14 protein-coding genes are annotated in these 12,577 nt (G+C 72.8%); 7 read left to right on the plus strand and 7 right to left on the minus strand.

Annotated elements, in window-relative coordinates:
* Window positions 1-95: 95 nt before the first annotated feature.
* Complete coding sequence (locus tag JL475_RS29625) at window positions 96-1,133, minus strand: LacI family DNA-binding transcriptional regulator (RefSeq protein ID WP_237408645.1); 1,038 nt, start codon at window positions 1,131-1,133, stop codon at window positions 96-98.
* Window positions 1,134-1,284: 151 nt separating this feature from the next.
* Window positions 1,285-1,950 (minus strand): TetR/AcrR family transcriptional regulator, encoded by a 666-nt coding sequence (locus JL475_RS29630; RefSeq protein ID WP_202281047.1) that lies wholly within the window; start codon window positions 1,948-1,950, stop codon window positions 1,285-1,287.
* Window positions 1,951-2,128: 178 nt separating this feature from the next.
* Between JL475_RS29630 and JL475_RS29635 the strand changes: the two genes are divergently transcribed.
* Together JL475_RS29635 and JL475_RS29640 are read left to right on the plus strand one after the other, a co-directional pair.
* Entirely contained in the window at window positions 2,129-2,692 is a 564-nt protein-coding gene (locus tag JL475_RS29635) for an NADPH-dependent FMN reductase (protein ID WP_202281048.1), read from the plus strand.
* Window positions 2,693-3,108: 416 nt separating this feature from the next.
* Complete coding sequence (locus tag JL475_RS29640) at window positions 3,109-4,629, plus strand: catalase (protein ID WP_202281049.1); 1,521 nt, start codon at window positions 3,109-3,111, stop codon at window positions 4,627-4,629.
* Between the two features lie 123 nt (window positions 4,630-4,752).
* Here the strand turns inward: JL475_RS29640 and JL475_RS29645 are convergent, their stop codons facing one another.
* A complete protein-coding gene (locus JL475_RS29645) occupies window positions 4,753-5,658 on the minus strand; it encodes a LysR family transcriptional regulator (protein ID WP_202281050.1) in 906 nt (301 codons plus the stop codon).
* Window positions 5,659-5,838: 180 nt separating this feature from the next.
* Between JL475_RS29645 and JL475_RS29650 the strand changes: the two genes are divergently transcribed.
* On the plus strand, window positions 5,839-6,114 hold the full coding sequence (locus JL475_RS29650) for a hypothetical protein (RefSeq protein WP_202281051.1): 276 nt from the start codon (window positions 5,839-5,841) through the stop codon (window positions 6,112-6,114).
* Window positions 6,115-6,176: 62 nt separating this feature from the next.
* A complete protein-coding gene (locus tag JL475_RS29655; RefSeq protein ID WP_202281052.1) occupies window positions 6,177-7,367 on the plus strand; it encodes a CaiB/BaiF CoA-transferase family protein in 1,191 nt (396 codons plus the stop codon).
* A gap of 53 nt (window positions 7,368-7,420) precedes the next feature.
* On the opposite strand, the gene JL475_RS29660 is transcribed toward JL475_RS29655, so the two are convergent.
* Window positions 7,421-8,080: a phosphoribosyltransferase gene (locus JL475_RS29660; protein WP_202281053.1), complete on the minus strand. Its 660-nt coding sequence runs from the start codon at window positions 8,078-8,080 to the stop codon at window positions 7,421-7,423.
* A gap of 164 nt (window positions 8,081-8,244) precedes the next feature.
* On the opposite strand from JL475_RS29660, the gene JL475_RS29665 reads away from it, so the two are divergent.
* Window positions 8,245-8,697, plus strand: coding sequence for a YbhB/YbcL family Raf kinase inhibitor-like protein (locus JL475_RS29665; protein ID WP_202281054.1), 453 nt, complete (start codon window positions 8,245-8,247; stop codon window positions 8,695-8,697).
* A gap of 85 nt (window positions 8,698-8,782) precedes the next feature.
* On the opposite strand, the gene JL475_RS29670 is transcribed toward JL475_RS29665, so the two are convergent.
* Both JL475_RS29670 and JL475_RS29675 read right to left on the minus strand, forming a co-directional pair.
* Complete coding sequence (locus JL475_RS29670; protein WP_202281075.1) at window positions 8,783-9,211, minus strand: VOC family protein; 429 nt, start codon at window positions 9,209-9,211, stop codon at window positions 8,783-8,785.
* 132 nt (window positions 9,212-9,343) lie between these two features.
* On the minus strand, window positions 9,344-10,111 hold the full coding sequence (locus JL475_RS29675) for a nucleotidyltransferase domain-containing protein (protein WP_202281076.1): 768 nt from the start codon (window positions 10,109-10,111) through the stop codon (window positions 9,344-9,346).
* Window positions 10,112-10,532: 421 nt separating this feature from the next.
* On the opposite strand from JL475_RS29675, the gene JL475_RS29685 reads away from it, so the two are divergent.
* Window positions 10,533-10,970, plus strand: coding sequence for a pyridoxamine 5'-phosphate oxidase family protein (locus JL475_RS29685; RefSeq protein ID WP_202281055.1), 438 nt, complete (start codon window positions 10,533-10,535; stop codon window positions 10,968-10,970).
* 89 nt (window positions 10,971-11,059) lie between these two features.
* A complete protein-coding gene (locus JL475_RS29690) occupies window positions 11,060-11,506 on the plus strand; it encodes a type II toxin-antitoxin system PemK/MazF family toxin (RefSeq protein WP_202281056.1) in 447 nt (148 codons plus the stop codon).
* On the opposite strand, the gene JL475_RS29695 is transcribed toward JL475_RS29690, so the two are convergent.
* Entirely contained in the window at window positions 11,460-12,377 is a 918-nt protein-coding gene (locus tag JL475_RS29695; RefSeq protein WP_202281057.1) for a TIGR02452 family protein, read from the minus strand. The two genes, JL475_RS29690 and JL475_RS29695, sit on opposite strands and share 47 nt — an antisense overlap.
* Between the last annotated feature and the right edge of the window lie 200 nt (window positions 12,378-12,577).

Raw genomic sequence — 12,577 nt, forward strand, 5'->3', positions numbered from 1 at the left:
AGTCACCATCCGGACGGTTCGACTTCCCCAATCGTCCGACGATATGACCGGACATCACGTGCGGCGCGGGCGGGCGCCCGGCACGCGAACGGGCCTCAGCCGGACTCGCGCTGGACCACCGACGCCCCCAGCACCTTGTGGGCCTCGGGTGCGGCGGCGGGATCGCGCACCGCGCGGTCGACGAGTTCGGCGAGTTCCCGGCCGGACGGCAGGTCGAGGTGGACGGTGGTCAGCCGGGGCCGCAGCAGCCGGCCCAGCATGAGGTTGTCGGCGCCGACCACGGCCGTCTCCTCCGGGATGCGGACGCCGACGTCGTCCAGGGCCCGCATCAGCAGCATCGCGTACTCGTCGTTGTAGGTGAACACGGCGTCGAGGCCGAGGTCGCGCCAGCCGGCGGCGAGCCGCGCGGCGGCGCCCTCGTCGTGGGCGAGGGGCAGTTCGGTGACCGTCGCGTCGGTGCCGCGCAGCGCCGCACGCACGCCGGCCAGGCGGGGCGCGGAGAACGCCCCCAGACCGGGCTCGCGCGGGACGACGACGCCGATGCGGCGCCGACCGCGGTCGAACAGGTGGGCGCCCGCGCTGTGGCCGACGACGTCGTGGTCCATGAGCAGGGCGTGTGCGCCCTCGACGGACTCAGGGCCGAGGGTGATCACGGCACGCGCTCCGGAGCGTTTGAGCACGGCGACGCCCCGCGGGCCGAGCCCGGAGCCGGGAACCAGCACGGCCACGGGACGCAGTTCGGCCCAGGCACGGGCGGCCTCGTCGTCGTGCACGCCGACGGTGCCGTACTGCACGACCGTGTAGTCGAGGCGGCCGAGCGCCACCTGGAGGTCGTTGACGAACTGGCTGTAGACCGGGCCGACCGGGAAGGCCGGGGCCGGCATCAGCACCATACGGCTGTGGCCGGCCCGTAAGCTGCGGGCCGCCGCGTGCGGCACGTACCCGAGTTCCCTGGCGGCGTCGCGGACGCGGCGGCGGGTCGGCTCGCTGATCCGGACGGCTTCGGCGTTGTTCAGGACGTAGGAGACGGTCGCGCGCGAGACGCCGGCCAGTCGGGCCACGTCGGCGCTCGTGGGCACGGCGCGCGGCAGTGCGGCGGATGCGGGCGCGGGTGGGTTCGGTATCTGCACCATGACGCAAGGCATCTTTGCAGAAGCCCCAACAGGCCCTTCGGCCGGGGGAGTTGAGAGCGCCGCAGCACGATTCCGTCCCAGTTCAGGGCGTCCCGGCCGTGCGGTCGGAACGGTGCGCTCCGGACTGTGCGGTCGTGGCGAGCCGGCCCGGTCAGCCGGGGGAGGCCGCGGAACCCGTCACGCGGTCGACGAGGTCCACCCAAGCGGCTTCCAGCCGCTCCATCGGCATCCCGCGCTGCTGGGTCAGATGGTGGACCAGGGCGGGGTCGAGCGGCGCCATCAGGGTGTGGGCGAGGAGCTCGCAGTCCGCGTCGGGGACGGCCTCGCGCAGCAGCAGCGACACATGGTGGATCAGCACACGGCGGGGCGGGTTGGTGAAGCGTCGGTCGGCACACGGTTCGGCGGCGAGCTGCAGTTCCAGTTCGTCGGCCGTGCGGCGCAGCAGGGCGAGGCCGAACGCCCGCAGGCGCTCCGCGGGCGGCGCTCCCGGCCCCAGCGGCGGGGGCCCGGCGAGGAAGGCGGCCTGGAACTTCCTCTCGGAGTGGTCGAGCAGCGCCGACAGCAGCCCGGTGCGGTCACCGAAGCGCCGGAAGACCGTTCCCTTGCCCACCCGGGCCGCCGCGGCCACCGCCTCCATGGTGAGGCCGTCCGCGCCGCGCTCGGCGACGAGGAGAGCGGCGGCCTCCAGCAGTCGGGCGCGGTTGCGCGCCGCGTCGGCCCGCAGGCAGGGCTCGTCGATCTCGCCGCCGAGCTGCGGCAACTCCTGCGGCTCGACGGGCTCCTGAGGTATCGGGGCGGGCGGCGGCACGGCGGACATGAAGCCAGAGTAAAGCATCGGGAAGAAACTGGACCAGGGTCCGGTTAGGGTGCTAGAAAAGCAAACGGACCTCGGTCCGGATTGTTGCCGCGATGTTTCGTCACGCTGTCGCGTCCGGCCGTCGCACCACGTGTCCCACCCCATGTTCCACCCGGTGTTTCACCCCCCAGGAGTTCACATGTCCGTCCGCATCCTCGCTCTCGTCGGCAGCCTTCGCGCCGGTTCGCACAACCGTCAGCTCGCCGAGACCGCGGTGAAGCTCGCGCCCGAGGGCTCCGACGTGGTGCTCTACGAGGGTCTCGCGGAGATCCCCTTCTACAACGAGGACATCGACGTCGAGGGCAGCGTCCCCGCCGCCGCCGCGCAGCTGCGCGAGGCCGTGGGCAGCGCCGACGCCCTGCTGCTCTTCACGCCCGAGTACAACGGCACGATGCCGGCCGTCCTGAAGAACGCCATCGACTGGCTGTCCCGCCCGTACGGCGCCGCCACCCTCGGTGACAAGCCCGTCGCCGTGATCGGTACCGCCTTCGGCCAGTACGGCGGCGTCTGGGCGCAGGACGAGGCCCGCAAGGCCCTGGGGATCGCGGGCGGCAAGGTGCTCGAGGACATCAAGCTCTCGATCCCGGGCTCCGTGACCCGTTTCGCCGAGGCCCACCCCGCCGACGACGCCGAGGTCGTCGGGCAGCTGACCGAGGTCATCGTCGCCCTCAACGGCCACGCCACCGCGCCGGCCGCCGCCTGACCCACCCCGCACGACCGCGCTCCGAAGGGGCCGAAGCCGTCTCGACGACGGCTTCGGCCCCTTCGGCCGTGGCGCGTCCGTTCCGGGGCGCCCTCCCATGGCCCCTCTCACGTTGCGCGCTTCGGCCCGCGGCGGAGACTGGTGACGGACGATGTCACGGCGGGGTACCACCTGTTCCTTCCCCGGGCGGCGCGGACCGTGGCCGAAGGCCCGATCACCTGGGACACCGCCGGGCCGGATCGGTGTGGCCACTCCGGGGCACGCGACCTACTGGGACCGAGCAGTCCGGGGCTCAGGAGCAGCCCCGGGGCCGACGTGTCACGGCTTGCGGACAGGGCCGAAGAGCCCTTGGTCGTCCCGCGTCCCTGTCGCGCGGGACCCGGCACGCCGCCACCGAACGACGAAAGGCAGACCCCATGACAGCCACCCCGCCTGCCACCACGACGGACTCCGGCGCCCCGGCGGAGAGCGACGAGCACTCGCTCACCGTGGGCCCCGGGGGGCCGATCCTGCTGCACGACGCCTACCTCATCGAGCAGATGGCGCAGTTCAACCGGGAGCGGATCCCCGAACGCCAGCCGCACGCCAAGGGAAGCGGCGCCTTCGGCCACTTCGAGGTGACTCACGACGTGAGCGCCTACACCAAGGCGGCCGTCTTCCAGCCGGGCACCCGCACCGACCTGCTCGTCCGCTTCTCGACCGTCGCGGGCGAGCGCGGCAGCCCGGACACCTGGCGCGACCCGCGCGGCTTCGCGGTGAAGTTCTACACCAGCGAGGGCAACTACGACATGGTCGGCAACGACACGCCGGTGTTCTTCGTCAAGGACCCGATGAAGTTCCAGCACTTCATCCGGTCGCAGAAGCGCCGGGCGGACAACAACCTGCGCGACCACGACATGCAGTGGGACTTCTGGACCCTCTCGCCGGAATCCGCTCACCAGGTCGCCTGGCTCATGGGAGACCGCGGTATCCCGCGGACGTGGCGTCACATGAACGGCTACTCGTCCCACACGTACATGTGGATCAACGCCGAGGGTCAGAAGTTCTGGGTGAAGTACCACTTCAAGACGGACCAGGGCATCGAGTGCTTCACCCAGCACGAGGCCGACCAGATGGCGGCCGCCGACACCGACTACCACATGCGGGACCTCTTCGAGCACATCCGCGACGGCGAGTACCCGAGCTGGACCCTGTACATGCAGATCATGCCGTACGAGGAAGCCGCGGACTACCGGTTCAACCCGTTCGACCTGACCAAGGTGTGGCCGCACGGCGACCACCCCCTCATCCCGGTCGGCCGCATGACACTCGACCGCAACCCGACCGACAACCACGCCGAGATCGAGCAGGCGGCCTTCCAGCCCAACAACCTGGTCCCCGGCATCGGCCCGAGCCCGGACCGCATGCTGCTGGCCCGGCTCTTCTCCTACGCCGACGCCCACCGCCACCGGATCGGCGCCAACTACCAGCAGCTTCCTACGAACGCCCCGGTCGTCGACGTCCACAGCTACTCCAAGGACGGCGCGATGGCCTACCGGAAGACGACCGATCCGGTGTATGCGCCGAACTCCAAGGGCGGTCCCGCGGCCGACACCGAGCACCACGGCACTCCGCCCAGCTGGGAGGCCGACGGAGCCCTCATGCGCACCGCCTACGTCTCCCACCCCGAGGACGACGACTGGAGCCAGCCCGGCACCCTGGTGCGCGAGGTCATGGACGACGCCGCGCGCGACCGGCTGGTCGACAACGTCGTCGGACACCTCCTCAACGGCGTGACCGAACCCGTCCTCGAGCGAGCCTTCGAGTACTGGACGAACATCGACGAGAAGATCGGTGCCCGCATCGCCCAGGGCGTGCGGGCGAAGGCGGACGAGAAGGACCCCAAGGCAGCCGAACAGGGCAGTCCGGCCCGGCGCACCATGCAGGAAAAGGCCTGACGCCTTCGGCGAAGGACGAGTGGGCGGCTTCGGGTTCCCGTCCGTGCGGGGCGTGCGTCACACGGCGCGCGCCCCGCGCCTGTTTCCGCGCCGCCGGGGCCTGTCCGGCTGTTCGAACGGCCTTCAGGCGACGGCCGTCGGCGCCAGTTCCCGTAGTTCGCGCAGGGCGGCCTCGACCGCCGGGCGGGCGTGGCCGCCTCCTCGCGTGCAGGTCAGCAGTTTGCGGTGCGGGTTGCCCGTGCAGCGCACCCGGGTGATCGGCAGATGCGGGGTCAGCTGGGCCAGCCGCGGGATCAGGGCGACGCCCAGCCCGTGCGCGACGAGGTGGGCGGTGACGTTCCAGTCGCGGGCGTGGTGGACGACGTCCGGGGTGAACCCGGCGGCGCCGCACGCCGACATCACATGCGTCCGGCAGGGACTCTCCGGCATCGGCGCGATCCACGGCTCACGCGCCGCCTCCTCGAGGCCGGCCCGCTCCCGCCCGGCCAGCGGATGCCCCTCGGGGACCACCAGGTCGAACGGGTCGTCCAGCAGCGGCCGCTGGTCGAAGCGCACGTCGCTGAGCGGCGGGTTCCGCGGGGTGGCCTCCACGATCGCCAGATCGGTGGCCCCCTCGAAGAGCAGGTCGAAGCTCTTCGGCACCTCCGCCTCCAGGATCCGCACCGCCAGCCGCGGATGACGCGCGCCCAGCCGGGCCGCCATGGGCGCCAGCAGCACCGAGATCGCCACCGGGAATCCGGTCACCCGCAGCAGCCCGGTGGGGGCGCCGCGGTCGGCCCGCAGGTCCAGTTCGGCCTGCTCCCAGCGGGCCTGGATGGCATCGGCGTGCGCGAGCAGGCTCTCGGCCGCCGGGGAGAGCCGTACGCCGCGCCCCTGCGGTTCCAGCAGGTCGACGCCCAGGTCGCGGGCGAGTTGGCGGATCTGCTGGGAGGCGGCGGACGGGGTGAAGTGCAGGGCCCGGGCAGCCGCCGTGACCGTGCCGTAGTGGGCGACCGCCCTCAGGACGTGCAGCCGGCGCAGGTCAATCATGTAGCCCACGCTTCACGGTCAAGTCCACAAAGTCAACCTGGACGTGTACGGATGTTCCGGCGCACCCTGGGCTGTGTCACGACGGCCGGCCGGGCCATGTCGTCATGAGAGCCGCGGGTTTGAGGATGCGCGGACTCGAGGACGCGCGGGCCCGGAGATGTGAGGAGCTGAGGAGTCATCATGACCAGCACGCCCGGAACCACTGGCGCGACCGGCTCGACCGGCGTCGTCTGCCCGTACTGCGGATGGCCGGACGACGGCGAGCCGTTCCGGCTGGTGTCGCGGCACACCACCGCGGCGGGCAGCACCGTGTGGACCCGCTGCGGCTGCGGCTCGCTCCAGGTCCGCGTCGTCGGCGACCGCGGCAGCCGCGTCGTCACCCGCAGCAGGCCGCCCGCCGACGTTCCGCCGAGCCGGGCGGGCGGGGCGTGCGGTGTGGGCGGGACGGGTCACTGAACGGGGCACCGTTGACAGGCCGCTCGCCCCGGCCTTACTAATCGGGGAGGTGAGCGGAAGGCGTGGACGTGCAGAGACATCCCCTGGCCGGGGTCACGGTGGTCAGTCTGGAGCAGGCCGTGGCCGCGCCGTACGCCACCCGCCAGCTCGCCGACCTCGGCGCCCGGGTGATCAAGGTGGAGCGGCCGGGCGGGGGAGACTTCGCCCGTCGCTACGACACCACCGTCCACGGTCACTCCAGCTACTTCGTGTGGCTCAACCGCTCCAAGGAGTCCCTCACGCTGAACCTGAAGGATCCGCGAGGCCTGGAGATCCTGCACCGACTCCTCGCCGGTGCCGACGTGTTCGTGCAGAACCTGGCACCGGGCGCGGCCGGCCGGCTCGGCCTGGGCACCGACGAACTCGCCCGGCGCCACCCCCGGCTGATCCCCTGCACCATCTCCGGCTACGGCACGACCGGCCCCTGGGCCGACCGCAAGGCGTACGACCTGCTGGTGCAGTGCCAGACGGGCCTGGTGTCGCTGACCGGAACACCGGACGGCACCGCCCGGACCGGCGTCTCGGTGGCCGACATCGCCGCCGGGATGTACGCGTACAGCGGTGTCCTCACCGCGCTGTACACCCGCGCGACCACCGGCACCGTCCACCCCGTGGAGGTGTCGCTGTTCGAGGCGCTCGCCGAGTGGATGGGCCAGCCCGCCTATTACACCCGCTACGGCGGCACCCAGCCCCCGCGGCTGGGCACCCAGCACGCCACGATCGCCCCGTACGGGACGTACCCGGCCGCCGACGGGCGCGAGGTGCTGTTCTCCATCCAGAACGAGCGCGAGTGGACGGCCCTGTGCACGGAGTTCCTGGGCCGCCCCGAACTGGCCGAGGATCCCCGCTTCGGCACCGGTTCCGCCCGGGTGGCGCACCGCGAGGAACTCAACGCGGTCATCGCCGAGCGCTGTGCCCGCTCCGACGCCGGGGAACTGCTGGAGGAACTGGAGGCCGCCGGCATCGCCTGCGCCGGGGTCAACGACGTCGCCGCCTTCCTCGACCATCCGGTCCTCGCCGCCCGCGACCGCTGGCGCGAGGTGGCCGTGCCCGGAGCGACCGTTCAGGCCCTGCTTCCGCCGGTCGACCTCGCGGGCCTGCCGCCCCGCATGGACCCGGTGCCGGCCGTCGGCGAACACACGGAGGCGATCCTCACCGAACTGGGCCACTCCCCCGCCGACATCGACACCCTCCGCTCGGACGACGTCGTCTGAACGGATGCCGGCGTCCGAGCGGGTGCGAGCGGGCGACGGCGTCCGACGCGCGCCTACGAACCGGGCGCCCCCTGGCGCCGGTGCAGCGCCGTCAGCACGTCCTCGTCCGTCAGCTGGTCGAAGTCCGCGTACCACTCGCCCACGGCCATGAAGCCGGCGGGCCGGTGCGGACAGACCACCTCGTCGGCCTCTGCGCGCATCCGTTCGACACTCTCCGGGGAGCCGACCGGGACGGCCAGCACGGCCCGGGCGGGTGCCTGACGCCGTACGAACCGGAGCGCGGCGCGGGCCGTGGAACCGGTCGCCAGACCGTCGTCGACGACGATCACGGTACGTCCCCGCAGCTCGGGGGCGGGTCGACCCTGGCGGTAGAGCTGTTCACGACGCCGCAGTTCGACGCGCTCCCGCTCGACCACGGAATCGAGATCGGCCTCGCTCAGGCCCAGCGCCCGCAGGGTCGACGGATCGAACAGGGGCACCTCGTCACCGGCCATCGCCCCGACGCCGACCTCCCGGTGGAAGGGGGCGCCGATCTTCCGGACGACGAGTACGTCGAGCGGCGCCTCGAGCACCTCGGCGACCTCCTGGGCCACGGGGACGCCACCGCGGGGCAGGGCGAGGACGACGGCCTCGGGCAGCGCGCCGTCGCCCCGCATCCCCCGCAGCCTCTCGGCGAGTTCCCGGCCGGCTTCCCGCCGATCACGGAACAGCATGACGGACGCCCCTCTCCGCACCGGTCTTCGCATTGGACACGGCTGCCCGGTGCGGCTCCCGCGTACCCTGCCGCGGACGGTCCGAAGCACGCTCCGCCCGACGAACCTCCCACGCCGGTACGGGGGGTCGCATGCCCGGGGGACGAGGGGGTACCCCGGAGCACATGACCGGTATCGACATCGGCAGTGACGCCTTCGACGACCACACGTTCATCGCGCGGCGGCACGCGTACGAGGCGGCGAACGTCTCGCCGCCGCTGGCCTGGAGCGGCGTGCCGGACGACGCGGCGGAGCTGGTCCTGCTGTGCGAGGACCCCGACGCGCCGTCGGGAACGTTCGTGCACTGGATCGTCGTGGGCATCGATCCGCACAGCGGCGGCGTCGGCGCGGGGCAGAGTCCCCCTCAGGGCACCGCGCTGGTCAACGGCTACGGGCAGCGCGGCTGGGGCGGGCCGCATCCGCCGCCCGGGGACGACGCGCACCACTACGTCTTCCGGCTCTACGCCCTCGCCGAGCCGTGTGTGCTGCCCGACGCGCCCCGCGCGGAGCAGGTGCACGAGGCGGTGGACAGGGCTCGGATCGCCGACGGCACCCTGGTGGGGTTGTACCGGCGCTGAGCCCTCCGCCGGGTCTCACCGGCGGGGACGGCGGCCGGGGCGGATGAGACGGCTCACGGCCCGCCCGCCCCGGCCGGTCCGGTGCTCAGAGCGCTCCGGGGACTTCCTCCGTGACGCCGTTCAGCGGTGACGCCGGGTCGCTGCCGTAGGGACGGGTGATCACTTCCAGGCCGTGTCCGGCCGGGTCGGGGAAGTACACCCCGCGTCCGCCGTCATTGCGGTTGATCCGGCGCGGGTGCCGACCGTGCGGATCGGCCTGGATGGGGACTCCGGCGTCCACGAGTCGGCCGAGGATCGGGCCGAACTCGTCCTCGGAGACGAGGAAGGCGTAGTGCTGTACGGGGATGTCGGCGTCGATGGTCGCGAAGTCCAGCGTGACGCCGTTGGCCGTCGTCACCGGCAGGAACATTCCGGCCGGTTCGCCGACCTCCAGCCCCAGGGTCCGGGCGAGGAAACGGGCGGACTTCTCCCGGTCGCGGGTCAGGACGATGGTGTGGTTGAACTCGACTGACACGGTTCTCATGCCTCCACGGGCATCCGCGGCGCCTCCATGCCTCACCCTGCCGGTGACCGGCACGCGATGCCGCGCGGGGATCATAGGCAGCCCCGTGGGCCGTCGTCGAGGTGCTCTCGACGGCCCGTCCGCCTACGGGGCCTCCGCAGCCTCGTCGACGCGGGCGGCCACGTGGTCCAGGAAGCGGCGCACGTCGGCGGCGGGCAGCGGGAGCGCGGCCCCGCGGGGACGTTCGAAGCTGCGCAGCGCGGCTTCGACGAGGGGCCGGAAAACGGTCTCGGAGCCGGCGACCGCCCCCGCCGCCCTGCGCTTGGGAAGCCACTGGCCGGTGCGGCAGAACACCAGGGAGCGGCAGCCGTTGAGCACCCTGTTGTCCGCCAGGTGGCCCTCGCCGTCGGCGTGTTCGCGGACGGAGGCCCGCAGCGCGGTGAGCAGTGCGGCGCGGGGCGGCTCGGCGATCACTTCCCTGGCCGGCCTGCCGAACAGCGTGCGTCCGGTCCGGGAGGCGATGGAGCGGTCGATGACGTACCAGAAGTCCGCGGACTCCCCCGGGTCGAAACTCACCTTCTCCGGCAGCTCCGCGCCGGTGTTGAGGTCCAGCAGGTAGCCGGCCCCGCCCTCCCCCGTTCCGGCGGCGGTGTCGGAGGCGTGGACGACCAGTTCCAGCCCGGCCGCGGGGCACGGCAGCGCGGAGTGGCTGAGTGTCCCGGCCAGTTCGTGCAGTGCCCGGCCGGGCAGGGACGGATCCACCACGACCATGATGTCGACGTCGCTGCGCCCGTGCAGGTAGTCGCCGAGGGCGACCGAACCGATCGCGAGGACGCTCACCAGGTGAGGGCCGCAGACGGTGCGGATGCGGTGGACCTGCTCCTCCAGATAGGGACGGAGCTCGGCGGGCACGGACTGCGGGGAGACGGAAGGACCGGGAGGACCGGGAGGACCGGGAGGACCGGGAGGACCGGAAGGACCGGAAGGACCGGAAGGACCGGAAGGACCGGAAGGACCGGGAGGACCGGGAGGACCGGGAGGACCGGAAGGACCGGAAGGACCGGGAGGACCGGGAGGACCGGGAGGACCGGGAGGACCGGGAGGACCGGGAGGACCGGGAGGACCGGGGGTGCGGGCCATACGCTCAGTGTCACCCGGCGGAAAGTGCCCCTCACCCCTCGCCTGCCGTACGGCGCCGTACGGCAGGGCCCGGCCGTCCCTGCCGGACCCCACCGGCCTCCGGGGTACCCACCGGGACCGTTTTCAAGCACCGGTGGCTCATCAGGGCCGTCCGGCCCTAGTCCCGGTGGCTTCCGCCGCCGACGATGGACCGATGTTCCAGAGCGATGGCTTCCGCGCACTCGATCGCCAGGAGTGCCTGCGCCTGCTGGCCGAGGTGCCGGTGGGTCGCGTCGTGTACACCCGGCAGGCGCTGCCGGCCGTCCTCCCGGTCAACTTCTCCCTGGACACGGACTCCTCCGTGCTGCTGTGCACCTCGCGGGACTCCGATCTGGTGCGCGCGATCGACGGTGTCGTGGTGGCCTTCGAGGCCGACGACTTCCAGGCCGGGATACGGGCCGGCTGGAGCGTGGTGATCACCGGCCGGGCTTCCGTGGTGACCGACCCCGCCGAACACGAGCGGCTGCTGCGGAACGGTCCCGACTCCTGGATGCCGATGCGGGACGGGGTGTTCGTACGGATCGAGGCCGGCATGGTCTCGGGGCGGGAACTCATGGGCCTGGGCGTGCGCGGCACCGCGTCGACCACCTGAGACAACCGGACCACCGGACCACCGGGCCACCGGCCCGGTGGCGCACGGCAGTTGATCACGTCCCTGGGGGCATCCCGTACGGTACGCCTGTGACCGAGTACAGCACTGAGGAAGCCCCGGGGCGCTTCGGCCCCACCGCCACCACCGAGGCCGAGCCAGGCGATGTGGGCCGGGTGCGCACGGAATACTCGCCCGCGCACGACGGTGACCCCGATCCCGGGGAGATCGTCTGGACCTGGGTGCCCTATGAGGAGAACGACGGCCGGGGCAAGGACCGTCCGGTGCTCGTCGTCGCACGCGAGGCGGCCGGAACCGTCCTCGCCGTGCAGTTGTCGAGCAGGCGGCGCGACGGGGACCGGGACTGGGTGCCGATCGGCAGCGGGCCGTGGGACCGGTCGGGCCGGGATTCGTGGGTCGCCGTCGACCGGGTGCTGCGGCTGTACGAGGACGGCATGCGCCGTGAGGCCTGTGCCCTGGACCGGATGCGGTTCAATCTGGTGCGTCACCGGCTGCGGGAGCGGTACGGCTGGAGCTGACCGCCGCCGCGTCCGTCACCAGATCCGCGAACGTCCGCTCGAAGGCCGTGCGGGTCGCGCCCTCGCGCGTGCGGTCCAGAATCCCGAAGACCACGTGCGCGAACGCCCCCGTGAACCGGCCGCCCGGCTCCAGCAGCGCCCGGAACGCGGCCGCCACCCGCGCGGGGTCGTTGCGGAAGACCCCGCAGCCCCAGGCGCCCAGCACCAGCCGCCGGTAGCCGCCCCCCACGGCGGTCTCCAGCACCCGCTCCGCCCGGACGGCCAGGGCGCCGGGCACCTCGCCCGCGCGCTCCGGCGCCGTCCGGAGGATGACGCCCGCGTTCGGCGCGGGCGAGGTGAGGAAGCCCGCCTGGAACGGCTCCTCGAGGAGCCGGCCGCGGTCGTCACGGAAGACGGGCACCGCGGGTGAGTGAATCACCCGGTCGGAGTAGAACGGGTCACGGTGGGTCCGGTGGTGGTCGTAGTACTCGGGGGCCCGCAGCAGGCAGGTGTGGAGCGCGGAGGCCCGGCACAGCGCCTCCTCCTGGGCCTGCGCGCCGTTGAGGTACCCTCCGCCCGGATTCCGGGCGGAGGCGAAGTTCAGCACCGCCGGCTCCCGACGCAGCTCGCCCGGCTCCGCGTCTCCCACGAGCCGGCGCGCGGCCTCCAGGCTGCTCTCCCCGGTGACCTCGATCCGAGTCCTGACCGGGGAGACCCGCTCCGGGACCTTCTCCGGGACCCGCACCGGCTCCGGCCCGTACATCCGGGTTCCGTCCCGGGCCGCCCGGACGGCCTCCGCGAGGCGCACCTCGCGGCCGCTCGGAGCGCGGTAGGCCCCGGCCGCCACGATCTGCTCGGTCTCGCGCGCGATGCCGCGCAGACGCGCGCTCACGCCGCGACCCCCGTGCGCTCCGTGACCGCGCGCCCCGCGGCTCCTCTCGCCGACATCCCCACCGGCTCCCCCGTGATCTCCCTCGTCGTGCCCGTACGAGCATCGTGAGCGATGCTGGTGAGGCGACGCAACGGAGTTTTCCCGCACCAGGGGCGCCCCACCGGGCGCCCTTGTGCCGGGCGTCGCGAGGGTTTTGGGTG

The organism is Streptomyces sp. M2CJ-2 (genome assembly GCF_016757295.1).
Classification (GTDB): Bacteria; Actinomycetota; Actinomycetes; order Streptomycetales; family Streptomycetaceae; genus Streptomyces.